Source organism: Leptolyngbya sp. FACHB-261, from assembly GCF_014696065.1.
GTDB lineage: Bacteria > Cyanobacteriota > Cyanobacteriia > FACHB-261 > FACHB-261 > FACHB-261.
This window is the reverse complement of the sequence record NZ_JACJPL010000001.1, coordinates 370085-388284: the sequence shown is the minus strand read 5'-3', so window position 1 is coordinate 388284 and position 18200 is coordinate 370085. Positions and strand designations below refer to the sequence as shown.

At 48.8% G+C, this 18200-nt stretch carries 15 protein-coding genes; 14 read left to right on the top strand and 1 reads right to left on the bottom strand.

What is annotated here, in order from left to right; translation table 11 throughout:
• Positions 1–128 precede the first annotated feature (128 nt).
• The 14 genes from H6F94_RS01760 (at position 129) to H6F94_RS01695 (ending at position 16493) form a co-directional block, all read left to right on the top strand.
• Positions 129–1115 carry a glycosyltransferase family 4 protein gene (locus tag H6F94_RS01760; RefSeq protein WP_242040929.1) on the top strand — a complete coding sequence of 329 codons (987 nt, stop codon included), beginning with the start codon at positions 129–131 and terminating at the stop codon, positions 1113–1115.
• On the top strand, positions 1112–1987 hold the full coding sequence (locus tag H6F94_RS01755; RefSeq protein ID WP_190800499.1) for an alpha-mannosyltransferase: 876 nt from the start codon (positions 1112–1114) through the stop codon (positions 1985–1987). Before H6F94_RS01760 ends, H6F94_RS01755 begins: the two co-directional genes overlap by 4 nt.
• On the top strand, positions 1987–2859 hold the full coding sequence (locus H6F94_RS01750; RefSeq protein WP_190800498.1) for a glycosyltransferase family 2 protein: 873 nt from the start codon (positions 1987–1989) through the stop codon (positions 2857–2859). Before H6F94_RS01755 ends, H6F94_RS01750 begins: the two co-directional genes overlap by 1 nt.
• A 3-nt stretch (positions 2860–2862) precedes the next feature.
• Positions 2863–4056, top strand: a complete 1194-nt coding sequence (locus H6F94_RS01745) for a glycosyltransferase family 4 protein (RefSeq protein WP_190800497.1) — start codon at positions 2863–2865, stop codon at positions 4054–4056.
• Between the two features lie 12 nt (positions 4057–4068).
• Entirely contained in the window at positions 4069–5130 is a 1062-nt protein-coding gene (locus tag H6F94_RS01740) for a glycosyltransferase family 1 protein (protein ID WP_190800496.1), read from the top strand.
• Positions 5130–6062 (top strand): glycosyltransferase, encoded by a 933-nt coding sequence (locus H6F94_RS01735; RefSeq protein ID WP_190800495.1) that lies wholly within the window; start codon positions 5130–5132, stop codon positions 6060–6062. Before H6F94_RS01740 ends, H6F94_RS01735 begins: the two co-directional genes overlap by 1 nt.
• A complete protein-coding gene (locus H6F94_RS01730; protein WP_190800494.1) occupies positions 6055–7197 on the top strand; it encodes a glycosyltransferase family protein in 1143 nt (380 codons plus the stop codon). The genes H6F94_RS01735 and H6F94_RS01730 overlap by 8 nt, the downstream gene beginning before the upstream one ends.
• Positions 7197–8522, top strand: a complete 1326-nt coding sequence (locus H6F94_RS01725) for a hypothetical protein (RefSeq protein ID WP_190800493.1) — start codon at positions 7197–7199, stop codon at positions 8520–8522. Before H6F94_RS01730 ends, H6F94_RS01725 begins: the two co-directional genes overlap by 1 nt.
• A 33-nt stretch (positions 8523–8555) precedes the next feature.
• A complete protein-coding gene (locus H6F94_RS01720; RefSeq protein WP_190800492.1) occupies positions 8556–9707 on the top strand; it encodes a glycosyltransferase in 1152 nt (383 codons plus the stop codon).
• Positions 9708–9717: 10 nt separating this feature from the next.
• Positions 9718–10902: a glycosyltransferase gene (locus H6F94_RS01715; RefSeq protein WP_190800491.1), complete on the top strand. Its 1185-nt coding sequence runs from the start codon at positions 9718–9720 to the stop codon at positions 10900–10902.
• A gap of 98 nt (positions 10903–11000) precedes the next feature.
• Positions 11001–12422 (top strand): glycosyltransferase family 4 protein, encoded by a 1422-nt coding sequence (locus H6F94_RS01710; protein WP_199320112.1) that lies wholly within the window; start codon positions 11001–11003, stop codon positions 12420–12422.
• A 184-nt stretch (positions 12423–12606) separates the two neighbouring features.
• Positions 12607–13920, top strand: a complete 1314-nt coding sequence (locus tag H6F94_RS01705) for a hypothetical protein (protein ID WP_190800490.1) — start codon at positions 12607–12609, stop codon at positions 13918–13920.
• Between the two features lie 156 nt (positions 13921–14076).
• Positions 14077–14874: a hypothetical protein gene (locus H6F94_RS01700; RefSeq protein ID WP_190800489.1), complete on the top strand. Its 798-nt coding sequence runs from the start codon at positions 14077–14079 to the stop codon at positions 14872–14874.
• 152 nt (positions 14875–15026) lie between these two features.
• A complete protein-coding gene (locus tag H6F94_RS01695; protein WP_190800488.1) occupies positions 15027–16493 on the top strand; it encodes an N-acetylmuramoyl-L-alanine amidase in 1467 nt (488 codons plus the stop codon).
• A gap of 6 nt (positions 16494–16499) precedes the next feature.
• Here the strand turns inward: H6F94_RS01695 and H6F94_RS01690 are convergent, their stop codons facing one another.
• Positions 16500–17969 carry a glycoside hydrolase family 13 protein gene (locus H6F94_RS01690; RefSeq protein WP_313949194.1) on the bottom strand — a complete coding sequence of 490 codons (1470 nt, stop codon included), beginning with the start codon at positions 17967–17969 and terminating at the stop codon, positions 16500–16502.
• Positions 17970–18200: the final 231 nt, after the last annotated feature.

The following is an 18200-nucleotide window of genomic DNA, read 5'->3' as shown; positions in this document are numbered from 1 at the left end:
GAGTTTTTCTAGCCTGTCCAGGGCTAGGTCAGGTTAAGCGAGGATTTGAATCTTTTACACAGGAGTGTTTCGATGCGCTGCAGGCAGATGGATCTCTTGATATTACCCTTTTTAAGGGAGCTGGCGAGTTGGGAGCAAAAGAGGTCGCTTTATGGAATCTAGCTCGGGATGGCTGGGCCGCTACCCAGCTTGGTAAAGCAGCTGGAAGAGATGGACATTTTATTGAACAAAGCTCATTTTTCTTGAGTTTGCTACCTCATATTTATGACTGTAGGCCCCATGTTATTTATTTCAGTGATGGTGCTCTAGGCAATCTACTCTGGCATTGGCGGCGGTTGGCTCGACAAAAATTTAAGCTCCTATACTCAAATGGTGGCCCCTTATCACCATCCTACATCCATCGTATGGACCACGCTCAGCAAGTTGCACCTACGCATTTACAAGCGGCATTGGATATAGGAGTACCGCGAGAGAAGCAGAGCCTTCTCCCCTACGGAATCAAAAATTCCCCTAACAAGCCCCTGAATTCAGCTGAGCTATGCGCTTTACGCGGTGAGCTTAGGCTACCTGAAAATCGCTCAGTGCTCCTCTCGGTAGGTGCGATTAACAAATCTCATAAGAGAATGGATTATGTCATTCATGAAGTTGCCTCATTACCTGAGCCGCGTCCTTACCTTCTCTTATTAGGTCAGTTGGAAACAGAATCGCCTGAGCTAATACAGTTAGGGCATAGGCTGTTAGACAAACCTAATTTTGACGTCAGAACTGTCCGGTACGACCAAATTGCTGATTATTATCGAGCTTCAGACCTGTTTATCCTTGCTTCTCTTGGAGAGGGATTTGGCCGTGTGTTTTTAGAGGCAATGTCCTATGGTTTACCTTGTATAGCTCACGATTGTGAGATTACACGTTTCGTTTTGGGAGAGGACGGCTGTCTGCGTGACTTGAGTTTGCCAGAAAACTTAGCCCAAGCAATTTCAGAACAGTTGCTAGAAGATCAGCAAGAATCTAAGCGCTATTCGCGTCAAAAAAGTGTCTATGAGCGCTTTAGCTGGGAGAAACTACTCCCACACTACCTAGAAATGATCAAAACCTGTGCAGGAATTGTTTCGTGAAACTTGACAAAATTATTTCTCTAGCGAATTCAAAATTCCGTTTGCGTTTCCTGGCAATGGAGCGCTCTTTACGAGCAGCCGGTTGCCAACTTCCATTGTGGGTTATCCCTTATGACAACAACCTTTTTGAACTTCCAGTGGGCTCCAAATGGTGGGTAATGCCTGAGATTTTAGATTGGCTGGAAGAACAGAAAGCCCACCGAGCACTGCGTAAATATCAATGCTTAACAGTAGAAAATTACCAATTTGTCGATGCAGATGTTTGCTTCTTGAAGAATCCTGAAGATGTGTTGGAATCGCATTTGGAATTTATTACCTCCTGTGGCCACTGGCGCGATCCAAACCACACTTATACAGAAACTTCTAAAGCGATATTTGCTAAAAAGAGTACGACATGGCAGATGCACGTATTTAATTCGGGCCAGTTTGCTTGCGACTCTGCTCTCTACTCGGTTGAGCAACTTAAGTCAGTAGCGATGCAGCCTGAGTATGTTAAAACCTGTGTTCAGCCTCCACTGCCTGATCAACCCGGTTTGAACTTACTAGTGTTTTTATCTAATGTCTCTGTTACCAATCTCATGCTACCTCCTATTAGGATGGAGTCTACTTGGGCCGGTGATTACCCAAGTGAGTATAATTCCTACTGGAGTGATCTTCAACGAAAACCTTACCTGATTCATTGGGCTGGGACACCAATGGATAGGCCACGTCCAATCAACGATATTTTCTACAGTTTCCTTACCCAAGCAGAAAAAGCAGAATGGGACGAACAAGTTAAAGCTTGGAGTCAACAGCAGCGCAAAAATAGCCGCTCAGCTCGGACAATCGCTCGACGCTTCAAACGAGCCCTACACACTCTATTGGAAGCATAATGGCTGGCTTGCTCTTTTCAGTAGTAATTCCAACCTACCAGCGCAACAATTTACTGACCAAGTGCCTAGATCGTCTCGCGCCAGGGATCCAAACTTTGCCAGTAGCCTACTATGAAGTCATTGTTACTGATGATGGACAAGCTTTCACTGCTGAAGCTTTAATTCAAGAGCGTTATCCTTGGGCTAAATGGGTTACGGGTCCACACAAAGGGCCAGCTGCTAATCGTAACAACGGAGCAAAGTACGCTCAAGGTAAATGGCTAGTCTTTACTGATGATGATTGCTTACCAGAACCGACTTGGCTGGAAGCTTTTTCAAAGAGCCTGAACGGAGCTGCTCTAGCCCTGGAAGGTGCAATATGTCCAGAGGGAGATCCAAATCAAGACTTAGCAGAATGTCCGGTCAACTTGACCGGGGATTATTTTTGGTCTGCTAACATTGCAGTTCAGCGAGTTCTGTTCGAAGCAGTTGGAGGCTTTGACCCTAGTTACCCCCTTGCCGCTCACGAAGACCAGGACCTGAAGCTGCGTCTAGCATCTATAACTCCAATTACTTTTGTCTCAACTGCACGGGTTTTTCATCCTGTGCGGCTCACTTCCTTAAGAGACGCAGTTACTCGAATTCCTAAACGCTGTTCTGCCTGGGCTCATCATGTTAGCAAGCATAAAACAGTGCTTAAGCCTAAGGGAGATTTTATCTTTATAGTAAAAAGCTACAAGTTTCATGCTTTTGATCTATTGCGTAAGCTATATTACCGCCGTCCAAAATCTGCTCTTGTGTCCTTAGCTGATTTGCTATTTGGAATTCCATTGACTTGGCTATACCTGAGTCGGCGCCAGCAATCTAAATTAGATAAACGGGCTGCACCGTAACCTATGCGTATTCTGATTGCTCTACCAACTGTTCACCCTGAACTCACTGCAGTTAATGGCATTGTAGATGGTACCATTCCATGTTCAGGAACAATTGGCTCAATTGTTAGGCTAGCGTCTCTTTTAACCAGTAGTGGCGTGGATGTGTCTCTAAGCGTGGCTTCAGAGGTTCCACATAGTGACACCATTGTTTGTATTCAACATAAGCAGGTAGATGCTACACAGTATGACCATCTAATTGTCCATCAATCTCACTGGAACAATACATCAATAACTTTTGGCAATCAAGCTTTAGCAAAAACTGTTCTCTGGCTGCAAAACCAAACTTCTTGGAACTTCATTCACAGCTTTTTACAAAAGGGGGGGGCCAAAATTGTGGTTCCTTCTATGTATCATGCCAATATCTACCGAGCGCTCAAGGGGTGGCAAGACAAGATAGCTGTTATTTATAATTCTTACTGCTCTGTTTTTTCTCCTGTAGAAGCTCAGACCCAGAGAAAACTGCTGTTTATTGGTGCTATTACCCCAACCAAAGGATTCACAGAGGTAATGCAGGTATGGTCTTATTTAGTAAGACAAAAAGTTGATTTGCGACTAGCAATCGCTGGCAATATTGGCATTCATAGGGGTAGTGCTGCTGTAGTTGGTCCGTTAGGAATTGCAGAACTGAATTTTGAAACAGAAAAAATTCAACCCTGGCTCAATGCTCTATCGGAATCTTACCAACCTCAATTTCTGGGAGCATTACCACCTATACAGTTGCATGAGGAGATTGCTCAATCCTGGGCAGTTATGGTTAATCCTTCCTGGAATAGCCTTGAAACCTTTTGCGTTGCTGCAGTTGAGGCACAGGCCTGTGAGCGAACAGTATTCTCAGTTGCAGCAGGCGGACTCAAAGAAACAGTGTACGCTAAGGTTTTTGGTTCCTTAACCTCTCAAAGATCCATAGAGTCGCTTGGTGACTGCATACTAAATGGATTGTCTAATATAGATGCGGTTGAGCAGAATGGCCGTTCAGCTAGAGAGTACGTTAGCAAGAGGTTTAATCAACAGACTATCTGCCAAGATTGGCTCAACTTGCTAACTGGCAAGAAAGTTGAGCAGAGACTTCCGAACCATTGGTCGAGTTCTCGTGATTTTCTATGTGACCTAATGCGGTGGAGCCGAGCAGGGGAAATAGTGGGACGCATTAGATAAAAAGCTCAAAATATGATTAGAGAAACAGAAAAGAATTTTTGTCAAACTAAGGTTTTATTTCTGCACAGCAATCAGTCTAACTATTTAGCGGAGACTCTATTTCATGGGCTACGAAAGCTTTTAGGGAGCAACTGTGTTGATGTCCCCCGTTACGACAGCATGTATGCTCCAATGACGGATGGTATTCAGTCCAAATTGCGCGGTTACGGATTCACTCTTTACGGTCTTCTTGAAGAGATTCCCAGCCTTGCAGAGTCTCGCTACTTTTGGCATAAAGACTTGGATAATTACGATATTATTGTGGTTGCAGATATCTGCAATCAGTGGGACTTGCTTTGGCAGTTGTCTACTATTGTTTCTCCCGAAAAATTGGCAATACTAGATGGGCAAGACACCCCAGCGTTTTTCCCCTTTGTCTCCTTAGGCTGGCGGCTTAAAAATTATCCTTGGACTTACCTTACTCCTACATCAAAAACTAGGTATTTCAAACGAGAGCTAATGCCTGAGGGAGCTGCCTACAGCCTGGATCGGTTTCTGCCACGCTGGCTACGCAAGTGGATACCTATTCCTAATAACGCGATACCTATTGGTTTTTCTATTCCTGAGGAAAAAATTTGGCGAACTGGTATAGAAAGCAAAACAAAACAATTTCCAACTCATATTGTTGATCTGGAAGTTGCTAGTTATCTTGATGGAGCATTTTTCTCAGCCACTGGCTCGGATAAACATACTTTTACCTCTGAAAAGGAATACTATGAGGATCTAAGCAAGGCACGTTTTGGTATTACTACAAAGCGTGCTGGCTGGGACTGTCTCCGTCATTATGAGCTAGCAGCCAACGGCTGCGTTCTCTGCTTCAGGGATCTTGATCTAAAACCAGCAACTTGTGCTCCTCATGGATTAAATGAATCAAATTGCATCATTTATCATAGCTATACTGAGCTGATGGAAAGGATTAATACGATAACAGAAGACGAATATCAGAAACTTTATACTGCGACGTTTAAATGGATTGAAAGCAATACAACGACCAGGCGTGCAAGGCAGTTTCTTGAAGTTTATTTCTCAGCATAATGCCTAGTCAAAGTTTATCAGTGGCCATCCCTACCTTTGGTAGAAATTCTTTCCTAGCTGAGTGCTTGGACTCTATCGCCTTCCAATCCTATCGGGTTGAGCCTGTAGTTTGTGACGGAGGCAGCTGCTTTAATTTCTCTGACCCTAAGTGGTGCTGGATTAAGTACAGAAGCCTAGTTCCTGATCCCGGTATTGTCGCTTGCTGGTCTGAGGCTGCCAATATTTGCCAAGGTGAATATCTAGCTTTTCTCGCTGATGACAATATCTTAGAGAGTCAGTACGCAGAGTCGATGCTGGAGTTCATGAATGCTCATCCAACTTGCGAGGTTGTTTTTTGCAATCAATATGTTATGGATCAAACTGGGCAAATTGATCTAGAAGCAAGCCATCGGATGACAGAACGTTATGGCAGACATCACTTACAGAACGGAATACTGAATGATACGGACATCTACAACCTGATTAAATGGAATTCGATTCCGTTAGAAGCTTGTGTAATACGACGTTCTGTGTGGGAGAAGTATGGTCCATTTTCGCCTCAAGCTTTTGGGGCCTTTGATCTACACTTCTTTACAAGCTTGCTTCTTAAAGGAGTTCGATTCGGTTTTCTGCCCCGCTACTTAATGCGATTCAGGGTGCATTCAGAGTCGTACACCGTTCGTCAGAGAGAACAACATTTACGAGGAACAATTTGGGCTTTAGAGAACGCTCAGACGAATGATAGTGCCATTCGCAAAATACTAACCAAGAGATTGCTTTCTTGCTATGGACAGCTTCTAAAACTGGATGTATTGCCCGAGGAGAGAAGCCTGCTCAGCAAGAAATTAAGTGGAAGTATGGATGGCTTGCAAGTGCTAGCCAAAACAATAGTCTCGTGTCAACTTCAGAAAGTTAAAAGGCAACTATCGAGAAGAATAACGATTGATGAATAGGTCTCGGGCATTTGCAAAGACAGCAATTATAACTGGTAGAACTTTACCTCATGTCTGTGGGGTTGGCGATTACTCGGTTAACCTTGCTAGCCATCTTTATAGGGAAGTTGGCTTATCAGCCAAGTTGCTAGTTGAGCAAGGTTGTGATTCTGCAACTGAACCGTTTCACATTCTGCCGTATGTTGATAACTGGTCTCAAAATGGTCTAGATAAGCTTTTAGATCTTCTAGAATCGGAAAAGATTCAAACTGTTATTCTGCAATACACGCCTTGGCTTTACTCCCCTAAGGGATTCAACTTAGAATTAGCTCGGTTTTGGCAGCAGTGTAGTCAGAGGTTTCAAACTCTCCTGATTGCTCACGAAACCTATTCCTGGTTTATTAAGTATCCAGGCACCTGGCTGTTGGGCATATGGCAGCAGTATGTTCTAAGGCACTTAGTTCGTAGTAGCCATCACGTCTTCTGTGGCTCTGAAGTTTATCTGCAAAGACTGAAGCGCTTCAGTCAAGCAGATCAAAAGTTTCACTACTTGCCAATTCCTAGCAATATTCCCCTAGAGTCAATCTCTACAGAGCAAAGAGAAGTATTGCGCCAGAGCCTAGGAATTGAGAAAAGCCAAGCTGTTCTCGCTTTGTTCGGTTGTCGTGGATCAGTTTGGCAAGATTGGGTGCTTAGGCTAGATCAAGGTTTAAAGAATTCTACTTACTCTGTTGTTTGGTTACTGTTAGGAAGTGCACAATCTGTCCAAACTGCTAATCAAAATTCCGTATTGCGGTTTAAGTATCTAAGCCAAAGAGACTTATCCCATTACTTGCAAATCTCCAATCTCTTCCTGATGCCTCACGAGTTCGGTCTGAGTGCTAAACGAACCTCCCTCATGTCAGCTCTAGAACATGGTTTACCTGTTGTGGGTACGGATGGTAATCTGACCGATCCTTTCCTGCGCCAGTTACCAAGTGTCTCACTGGTTGAGGATGGCAACTACTCTGCCTTCGAGCAGAGTGTCTTGACTGCATTGGAGTGTCTTCCCGAAATGCATCGCTCTGCTCAAGACAGCCAAGCTTACTACTATAAGCATCTCGATTGGTCCGTTGTAATCCAAACCTTGCTACCGTACTTGCAAAGCCGTGCCTGATGTTAGATATCATTTCCCTTCGTCGAACTACTGTTATTCTACATGTACTGCTGTTTTTAATCGTTGCTAGCTCTGCACTAACTTACTGGCCAGTAGCAAGCTATGCTTTGAATGGGCATTGGCACCCTGAGTATTATAAGTTGTCAAGCTACATCTCTCTCGTACCATTTTGGCAAAAGACCTTAAAGGACTTATTTGCTCTATGTTTGCTAATTGGTAGCCTGAGTTTTGCTTCTACTCGACGCAAAGATGATTTCTGGGTTCCTGATTTAAATATTAGCTACGTTCTCTGTTTTGCTGTTTTGGGACTGGCAATTGCAAGAAGTGTAACGAGTGAACTGGGCCTGTCTACTATCTTGATGTCGTTAAGGCCAATTGTTTTTACTGTTAGTATCTTAGTGTTTTGCCATCGTCACTTAAATCTGTCCTACCTGAGAGCAGTTTTAGAGGCAACCAATATTGTTGCTGTAATTCAAGTTATCTATGCACTTCTGCAACGCCAAAGTGCTTTTGCTAATAACGGTGTGTCCTGGCTGAGTCGTGGGATTATCCGCTCAGTTGGAACCTTTACTGAGCCTAATTCAATGGCTCTTTTCTTAGCTCTTATCTTCTACGTCAATTTGTACATACTGCCTTGGAATAAGGGGCGCTATATTTTATTGCTTGCTTGCTCTATAGGGATTTTTCTCACTGACTCAAGAGCAGCGCTTGCTGTTATCTGCCTATTAATCATAGAGAAATTAGTGCTGGCTATGAGCCATTCCTCTAGCTCTCGTGGAAGCCAGCCGTTAGTCTTGATTTTGCTTTTGTTCCTGCCCGTTTTTACATTTCTTGTCATGCAGCAGATTAATGCCACAACTGCTCGTGGTGCCAACTCGCTAACCTACGGTGGTAGGCTCGAAATTATTCAAGGCTATCTTGGTGAGGTTGGCATAGTAGCCCTGTCATTCGGTCAGTATCTTGGCTTCGGCTCTAATATTATTCAAACAGTTCAATCTGGTACTGCTCATGGCAGCACGTTTTTTCTTGCCGATTCGACTTGGGCTTCTTTGTTGTCCCAATTTGGTCTTTTAGGCTTGTTTTTAGCTGTAAGGATATTTTATCTAGTGTGGAAATCTCCACAGCTCGTGAATGGGGAGGAGATGATCATGCACCATAGCACTAATTTACTGCATCAAAGAATCGGGTTCTTGACTTACTTTTTCTTCGCTTCTTCCACAATAATTTTATTTGAGTTTTACGCAGTTCTGCCACTCTTCCTCTCTCTCTTGTTTGCCTTAAGACCATCTATATTGCCTGATGCTAATGCATCAATGTATGCATAACTGTGCTCGCAAGAATATGCATCAAGGTAGCTAATGACCCAAAATAAAATTCCTCCACAAATTCACCTGTGGGTGCCTGATCTTTTTGAAGGCGGTAAAGGAGGGATTCGAGTTTACTCAACGTTCCTAATCCAAGCTTTGCAAAAGCTTCGACCTCACTGCAAGTACGACATTTTTCTGAAGCATGACGCTGCTCAGCCATCAAATTTACCCTTCCTGGAGCAAACACAGTTTCATTTTTCTGGTCAGTGGCCTCTACGCTTTAGAACTCCAGCTTTTGCTTTCCAGCTTGCCAGCTACGGTCTTTGGCAACGTCCAAGCTTAATTCTCTCGACCCATCTCAATTTCACCGTAGTTGCTTACTGGCTCAAGCAACTGACAGGAACTCCTTATTGGGCTGTTGCTCACGGTGTTGATGCCTGGGATATTCAAAAGCCTGCTCTGAGACGTGGCCTACAAGGAGCGGATCGTATCCTGGCTGTCAGTGACTACACCCGCACGAGATTGTTGCAAGAGCAGGATCTTGACCCAGAACGGGTTGTACTGCTACCCAATACTTTTGATTCTGACCGCTTTCAGATTAAATCGAAACCCGAAGCTCTGCTCAAACGATATTGCTTACAGGCAGAGCAGCCTGTGATTTTAACCGTTGCAAGGCTTGACGCGACGGAACGCTACAAAGGTTATGACCAGATTTTGCAGGCGTTGCCAGAAATTCGTCAGCAAATTCCAGACGTTCACTATTTGCTTGTGGGTCAAGGTAGCGACCGTCCTCGTATTGAGCAACTGGTTGACCAACTACAATTGCAAGACTGCGTGACCCTCACTGGCTTTGTCCCTGATCAGGAATTGGGCGACCACTACAACCTTTGCGATGTTTTTGCCATGCCCAGCAAAAGTGAGGGATTCGGCATCGTTTATCTGGAAGCTCTAGCCTGTGGTAAACCAACCTTGGGCGGGAATCAAGATGGCGCGACTGATGCACTTTGCCAAGGGGACTTAGGGGTTCTAGTCGATCCAGATGATGTTCCGGCCCTGGCTCAAACTCTGACTACCGTTTTGCAGGGGACCTATCCTAATCCCAGGATCTATCAGCCGGAATGGCTACGTCAGCAAGTCATCGAGCGATTTGGTTGGCAACAATTTCAAAAAACTCTGGCTGAGTTGCTCCAAAATCTCGGTTGAGAAGCCCTAGATGAAAGTTTTGCATGTCATTCCCTCGATCAGTCCACTATTGGGAGGGCCATCCCGAGTTGTCCTGGAGCTAGTTCGGTCCCTTCGCGGTCAAGGAGTAGAGGCCGAGATTGTGACAACCAATGATCACGGTCCAGACTTACTCGATGTTCCCCTTGCGCAGCGGATTGAGTATGAACAGGTGCCGATCTGGTTTTTTTCGCCTCTGTCTCCACGTCTAAAAGAATTCATTATTTCGCCGGGCCTTACCCGCTGGCTTTGGCAGAATCTGCGCAACTACGACCTTGTCGAAAGTCACTATCTCTTTTCCTACGCACCGACTTGTGCTGGTATCATTGCCCGACGGCAACGGATTCCCTACACGGTCCGCACAATGGGGCAACTAACTTCTTGGGCTTTGGCTCAAAGCCAGTTAAAAAAGCAGATCTATACGGCCTTGATTGAGCGACACAATCTCAACTGTGCGGCTGCAATTCACTGTACTTCTGAAGGAGAAGCACAGGACGTGCGCCGCTTAGGGATCCGTTCTCCCACGATTACAGTGCCTCTGGGAGTTGATCCAACTCAACCTATCCCTGAAGCTAAGCAACAGTTGCGACAGCGCTACGGGATCGATCAGCAGACCCCGATTGTTCTATTTCTCTCGCGTTTGCATCACAAAAAGCGGCCCGATCTGCTTTTGCAAGCACTAGCACAACTCGCTCAGAAAAACTATGATTTCCATCTTATCTTGGCAGGTTCAGGCGAGACAAGTTATCTAGAATACCTAGAGAAAATGGTGCGTGAGCTTGATCTGGTCAAGCGAACAACTCTGCCTGGCTTTGTTGCAGGTCCAGAGAAGGATTTAGTTTTGCAGGGCTCTGACTTATTTGTGTTGCCTTCATTCTCAGAAAACTTTGGTGTGGCAATTGCAGAGGCAATGTCAGCGGGGTTACCAGTGATCGTTACACCTGGAATTCAGATCTCACCTGCTATTGCCGAGGCGGAGGCGGGCCTGGTTGTAGATGGAAATCTAGAACAATTGGTGCCTGCCCTTGCCCAACTTTTGAGTTCTGCTGCGCTGCGAGAAAAGCTGGGTGAAAACGGTAAGCAACTGGTGCAGAACGAGTATTCTTGGCAAACTATTGCCCACGATTTAGCTGAGATCTATACCAAAATTGTTGAAAAACGCTTTACCCCTACATAGATAGGAGAGACAGAATTTATGCTTCAAGGGTAATCTTATTTCGGAGACTGCCCAGCAAAGTGAGATCAAGCTAGGGGAGAAGTGGTAACGATTGAATCATGCCAAGCGGGATGTTTCCGGTTGAGTATGACGGGCTTGCTTCTACCCAAAGTGTGCGCAAAGGAGTGGTTCGGATGGAGTTCAAGGCTGAGGAGGGGTGCATTGAGGCCCCTGACAGTGAGGGAGTGCAATCCACTGCCTCGATTCATAAGCGTTGGGCACAAACTCAGCCCAAGACTATCCAGCAAAACTTGACCATCATTACTCAGTTTTTTCCACCCGATTTTGCTGCAACCGGACAACTGATCTATGAGTTAGCACTTGAGTTAGCCAAGCTTGGCATTCGGGTGCGGGTGTTTGCGGGACAACCTGGCTATGCCTACGATGAGGACTGGGCTCCCGCTCAGGAAGAATTGGTCCGCAACGCACCAGGCAGCGTTAAATTACGTCGTACTCGGGCAGCACGGCTATCGCCCAAGCGCATTCGGGGCAAGACGATCAACGGCTTGCTGTTCTTTATTCGGGCTGGTCTCCATCTGTTGCGGCACCAGCGCTATCAGGGCCAATTGCTGCTGACTTCTGCCCCTGCTTATTTGCCGATTCTGGGCTGGCTACTTAATCGGTTATGTGACCGACCTTACGCTATCTTGATTTACGACCTTTACCCAGATGTGGCCGTGCAACTGGGAGTGGTGTCTGAGCAGCACGGGTTGGTGAGACTGTGGCACTGGCTGAACCGCCAGGTTTGGCGCGAGGCCAAGAACATCATTGTGTTAAATACCGCGATGCGGGATCGGCTGATTCAACGCTGCCCTGAGTGCAGCCCGCGGATCACAACCATCCATAACTGGGCCGACCCAGACTACATCAAACCGTTGCCCAAGACTAAGAATTGGTTTGCTCAGCTGCATGGGCTGGAGCGGGAGTTCACCGTGCTCTACTCCGGCAACATGGGGCGCTGTCACGACCTGGAAACGCTTTTAGAAGCGATGGCGCTCTTGGCCGATGAGCCGGTGCGCTTTGTCTTTATCGGCGATGGGGCTAAAGCAGGGAGAGTCCGCGAGGCGATTGAGCAATGCCACTCGGGGCGCTGTTTGTGGTTGCCCTACCAGCAGCGAACTGCCTTACCCTACTCGCTAACCTGCGGTGATCTTTCGGTGGTGAGTCTAATTCCTGGGGTGGAAGGGGCAGTGGTTCCCAGCAAACTCTATGCCATGCTTGCCGCCGGTCGTCCGATTGCTGCCATTTGTGAGCCCGGTTCTTATCTACGAGAATTGGTGCAGATGAGCGGTTGTGGACGTGCCTTCGATAATGGTGATGCGGCTAGCCTAGCCCAGTACATTCTCGCGTTAATGCACAATCCCAGTGAGTCACGACGCCTTGGTCAGGCCGCCCGAACCTACCTGCTCAGGCACTTTACCCCTCAACAAAGTGCGCGTAGGTACTTCGAAGCATTGCACGCTAATCTAGGGGCAGACTAACGGCGCTTAGCTATATCGGTCATGTATGTGCCCAAGCAGTGTGGACATGAGCTTGACCGATAAGCAAACCGATAACCAAACTGTGTAGTGAGTCAAATCGTTAGCTGTTCTTTGTTTCGAGTGTTCGTTTCGGGGTGACCCCTGTTCGGTGTGAGTTCGTCGTTATCCTGGGAGAATTGGGCAGATGCTGCGTTTTATAAAAGGCCATCTCAAGTCGCAGATCTGGTCTCAGGTTCTTGGCTTGGCCGGTAGCGTGTCCCTAGGGCTACTGATGGCTTTGCCCCTACAGGCCCAAACTGTTTCCACCCCTCAAGAAACCACTAAAGAAGCTGAAGCCAAGGCAGGGTTTAACACTGCAGTTGCAGTTGGACCGGATTTGGTGGAGGGCGTGGGGATGCCGGTGGTTGAGGAGCCTGCGTCTGAGGTGACTGCAGCCCCGGTTCTCAGCGCGAGGTTTCTGCCGAGCGATCGCCTACCTGAACTGGTAGAGGGAGTGGGTATGCCTATGCCCGCGCAGCCAGGAAATCCTGCGCAGCTGCAAGCTCAACGCGGGGCTTCCTCCAACAGGGCCTTGGCTGATTTTGGCGTGCGAGCCCAAGCAAATCCCTTAGAACCGCAGCCGCCCCAAGCTGCGCCTGCGGGGCCCCCGTCACTTGAGTCATCACCTCAGACCGCGCCGCGAGACCAGCCCACAACTCCAGGCATAGACCAGCCCGCAACTGAACAGCCTCCAACTGCGCAACCACTGCAAACTGAACCTGAGCCAACCGCGCAACGCTTCGAGCGGGTACGGGCTCAACTGCAAACTTTAAGCGAAGAAACCAATACGTTTGGCGATATCTATCGAGGCTCGCCAGCGATCACGATTGGCATTCCCTCTGGCTTTGGTGCCTCAGGTCGAACGATCTACGTTGCTGCAACCTACCAAGACCGCACCCGTTATGCCGAGGAAGATGATGGCGCCTTTGCCGTGGGTGTAGGTTACGGTGACCCTAACAAAGTTGCTTTTGAGCTGAACTTTGCTGTGCTCAGTGTGGATGATTTTGGCCGAGGTGGTTTGAGTGCCAAGGTGTCTCGTCGCTTCAATGATGACTTCTCGGTTGCCGTGGGCTGGGAAGGCTTCGTGACCTATGGCGACACGGATTTGGGCTCTAGCGTTTACGGTGCTGTGACCAAGATTTTCCGAGTGCGGCCCGATCTCGATAGCGTTTTAAGTCGGGTTGCATTGACGATTGGGGCCGGTGGCGGGCGTTTCCGCACCGAGGAAGACATCATTAATAAAAATAGTGCAGTCAATGTGTTTGGGGCTCTGGCCTTTCGCGTCATCCAGCCAGTTAGCGCGATTGTGGAGTATACCGGGCAGGATTTAGCGGCTGGCCTTTCGATCACGCCATTCCCTGACTTTAATTGGGTCATTACCCCTGCTTTTCGCGACATTCTAGGGGCAGGAGATGGGGCTCGCTTTGTGCTGGGGACTAATCTGTCCTTCCAGTTCTAAGCCGCTCTAATACTGGTCTAGTAGCGTGCCGTTAATCTCTGCTTTGATCTCTGCCTTGACAGTGCTTGGCCTTGACAATGTTTGAGAGTGAATTGCTAGTGAATGGCTTGAGAATGAGTCACTTAGAAGTGGATTGGGGAGTGGAGTTGGGAGTGAATGATGTTTGACCGTTTTTTGAGCCAACAGGCGGGCACGATCACCGGCTTACTACTTTATGCCCTGTGTCAGGGCGTTGCTGCTCCAGCCAGTTCAGCACAGACGGGCGGCTCTCAGTCTGATGTCAGTGGCACCAATATCACTAGCCTGACTAGCATTCCAATTGGAGAACAAATCTCAATTGGGGCGATTACAACTGGCTCCCGTGGTGCTAATCAGACCTTGGTTGGTCGGGCTGAGTGTCTCATGCAGAGTGTGATTGCAGCCGTTGGCCCTGCTAGTACCAGTGGCGTGCTCAGCCCTACGACGCCTGATGCTTGTACAGGCATTCCGGAGACAGGACCAGCCCAAGGTACACTGGAAGCTCCAAATCCTGAAGCTCTAAGTCCTGGTGCTACCAATCCTGGTGCTGTGAATCCTGGCACTACAAATCCTGCGATTACAGCTCCTAGTGCTACGAATTCTGGTGCTGCTAATCCCGATGCTGTGACTTCTGGACCAACTCCAAATGCGACTGCTGTTGCTCCAAGCGCATTGGGTGTGGTCAGTGTAGAAACTCTGGCTGCTTTGACCCAGATCCAGACCCAACTGAACGCGCTCAATGCCCGCTCAGGCGATTCAGAACTGCGGCGGCTAGAGCGCTCATATCGCCGAGCGGCAGAGCTGTTATCGGCAGAATTAGACCGCAGCAATGAGGCCAACCGCACGCTGCTGCTAGCCGCAATTGAGCAATTTCTCGATAGTGCTCAGACCGTGCGACAAGCTGCTCAAGGCGTGCGCACGGCTCGGACTTTTTAGAGACTAGAGGTTGGAGTCAGAGATTGAAGGCTGGGGACTGAGTATTAGCGAGGACTGAAAGTATCGTGCGATACGGCTAGAAACTTAGGCTAGCCTGTTGTCTGCAAAGTGATTCGTGGCACCCTGTAGAAGACCCTGTCCGCTCCTGCCCCATGGACTTTGACCTTCGGGTTATCACCGCAACCGAGTGGGGAGCCCGTGCCCCTAACGGTCCCTCCACACAGACAACGCCCAAATACATCGTCGTCCACCACACTGCCACCAATAACACCTCACGTGGCACGTTAGATGGGGCGAAACTATTTGCACGCCAGCTTCAATCTGACGCTTTAGACAACAAGGGCTGGTTCGATTCGGGCCATAACTTCCTCAACTCCACCGGTGGCTTTCTGCTCGAAGGCCGGCAAGGCTCCTGGGCCGCTGCGCAGCAGGGTAAATCGGTGCGCGGTGCTCACGCGGGGACGCCCCTTGGCAATGAGTCGCCCGGTATTGAGAACGAAGGCAACTTTATGGTTGCCAAGATGCCCCAGGCTCAATGGGACCAACTCGTTAGTCTCTGTGCCTACCTCTGCCGGAGCTGCCGCTTAGACCCGAACCAGATCGTTGGGCACCGGGAATTTGTAGCGACCGCTTGCCCTGGTGATTGGCTCTACAGCCAATTGCCCACCCTGCGCCAGGCAGTACGGGCTCGCCTCAAAGCCTTCGAAACTCCACCTCAACCAACACCCCAACCAACGCCGGATCCGAAGCCCACCCCAACTCCTACTCCCAACCCAACTCCCCAACCCCCAGTCCTCCAGCCTAAAGAACTGGATGTGCTGGGCAAAGTCTTGCTGGCTCAGGTGCCCCAGCAGATGCAGTCCTATGCCAGGTTGAGCTTGCCGTTTATTCTGGCGTCGCTGTCGAAGTACAGCGTCGTTAACCCCGACTACGTTGCCTATGTGATTGCCACAGCCGAGCACGAGTCTCACCTGGGTCGTTGGATGGAAGAGATCGCCGATGGTAGCCAATATGAGGGCCGCAGCGACTTAGGCAATACGCAACCAGGTGATGGCAGACGCTATAAGGGGCGTGGCTTTGTACAACTGACAGGACGCGTGAACTATCAGAAGTACACCGACTTTCTAAAGCTGGACCTGGTTAATAATCCGACTCTCGCCTCTGATCCCCGCGTGGCCTCGGAAATTCTAGTCAATGGCATGCTCAAGGGCACCTTCACGGGCTACAAGCTCAGCGACTTCGGCCAGGCTTCTGGCAGTTACGACTTTGTTCGGGCCCGCAAAATTGTCAATGCGCTAGACCGAGCCGAGCAGATCGCTCAGCGGGCTCGGGCCTACCGCAGTGTGCTGACAGGAACGGCAGGAGGCGATAAGCCTCAACCTCTGCCGCCCAACACCAAGACGGTCTACCGGTTGCTAGTGCCCCGCTACGACAACCGCACACTACGACAGGCAAGGAAGTTGGCTCCTGACGCCTTTGAGCGCACGGTTGACGGCAAGGCTTACGTTCAAGTTGCTGCTTACCCAGACCTAAAAACTGCCGAGCAGAAAAAGGCGCAGTGGTTAGCGGACAACTTTCCAGGAGCCGTGATTGAAGCTGCCTCTGTTTCCGGTTCCTAAAATCATTCAGGTTCCTAAAATCAGACCAGTCCGGGGTGGCAGGGTTAGCTGCCACTGCCCTTCCGACATCAGCTGAGCTTGGCCTGGACCGTAGAGCGGTTGCAGGGTTTGCAATTCAGGGGCTACCTGAACGCTGGCACTCTGCGCCTCCAGGCCCACATTTACTGCGATCAGCAGCCGATCGTTGTCCAAAATTCGAGTAAAGCAGTAGACATCGCCTTCAGCGTAGAGCGTGTGGTAGCTGCCAGTCCGCAGCGCTGGGTGCTCGTGACGCAGTGCGATCAGCTTACGGTGATACGCCAAAACATCCTGGTTCCACTGGTCCGGAGCCGGAAAGCTGCGGCGCGAATCGGGATCTAGAGCACCCAAGAGACCCACTTCATCGCCGTAGTAGATGCTGGGGGCACCCGGAAAGGTCAACAGCAGCAGCGTAGCCAGTTCCACTGAGGCTGCATCGCCGTCAACAATGCTCAGCAGACGAGCGGTGTCATGGCTGGCCAGCAAGTTGAGTTGCGTAAGCTGAATCTCCCAGGGATATAGCTCTAGGAGGGCAGCAATTTTTTGGGCATAGCCTTTGGCATCCAGCGCAGGATAAGGCTCGTAGCTACGGTCCTTGACAGTTTCGAGAATCACCCGATCACCCCCTGTAAAGGCAATTGTGGGTGCGGTAAACAAGTAATTCATCACGCCATCAAATTGGCTGCCATCTAGCCATTCACGTGCATCGCGCCAGACTTCGCCGACGATATAAGCTTCAGGGTTAATCGCCTTAACCCGCTCGCGAAACTCTTGCCAGAAGCCGGGCGTGGTGATGCAGAAGGGCACGTCTAACCGCCAGCCGTCAATACCGACTTTGATCCAGTGCTCAGCGATGCGCATGATGTACTCGCGCACCTCAGGATTGTCGGTGTTGAAACGAGGCAATGCTCGGTTTTCGTCCCAGCAGTCGTAGTTAGCTGGTTTCGAGCCGTCGTAGGCTGATAACGGCCAACCATGGATGACGAACCAGTCCAGCCAGGGCGAATAAGGACCGTTTTCTAAAATATCGTGGAAGTAAAAAAAACCTCGGCTGGCATGATTGAACACGCCATCTAGGACAACCTTAATATCGCGTTGATGGGCTGCTTCTAGTAATTCCATGAAGGCTTCGTTGCCGCCCAACATGGGATCAACTTGATAGTAATCATGAGTGTGATAGCGGTGATTACTAGCAGATTGAAAAATCGGCGTAAAGTAAATGGCGTTGACGCCTAGATCCTTAAAGTAGTCTAGTTTCTCAGCAACACCTAACAAATCGCCACCTTTGTAGCCTTGTAAAGTTGGTGGACCTTCCCAACTTTCTAGGGCCGTAAGCTGCGTCCGACGCGGACTGCGCCCAAAACGGTCAGGGAAAATTTGATAGAACACCGCATGCTTAACCCAATTGGGTGTGTGGATGGGCTGCGTTTGCAGCAACTGCGTTTGCACCTCAGGCACGGATTACCCTCCATCAGGTTTAGGGGCTACTTCTAGCTGGATAGTAAGCCTGGCTCAGTTGCTAAGCATCCTCTAAAGATAGAAACCCCAAGGATTAACCAGGATTAACGTGAAATTCAGACTGACCTGAAACTGGTTTAGAGCTGCTCTAGAGCTGTTTTAGAGCTGACCCAGAACTGGCAATTTGAAGCTTCGATAGAGATGGAGAATTAGCCGGTCAATAACGCCTAG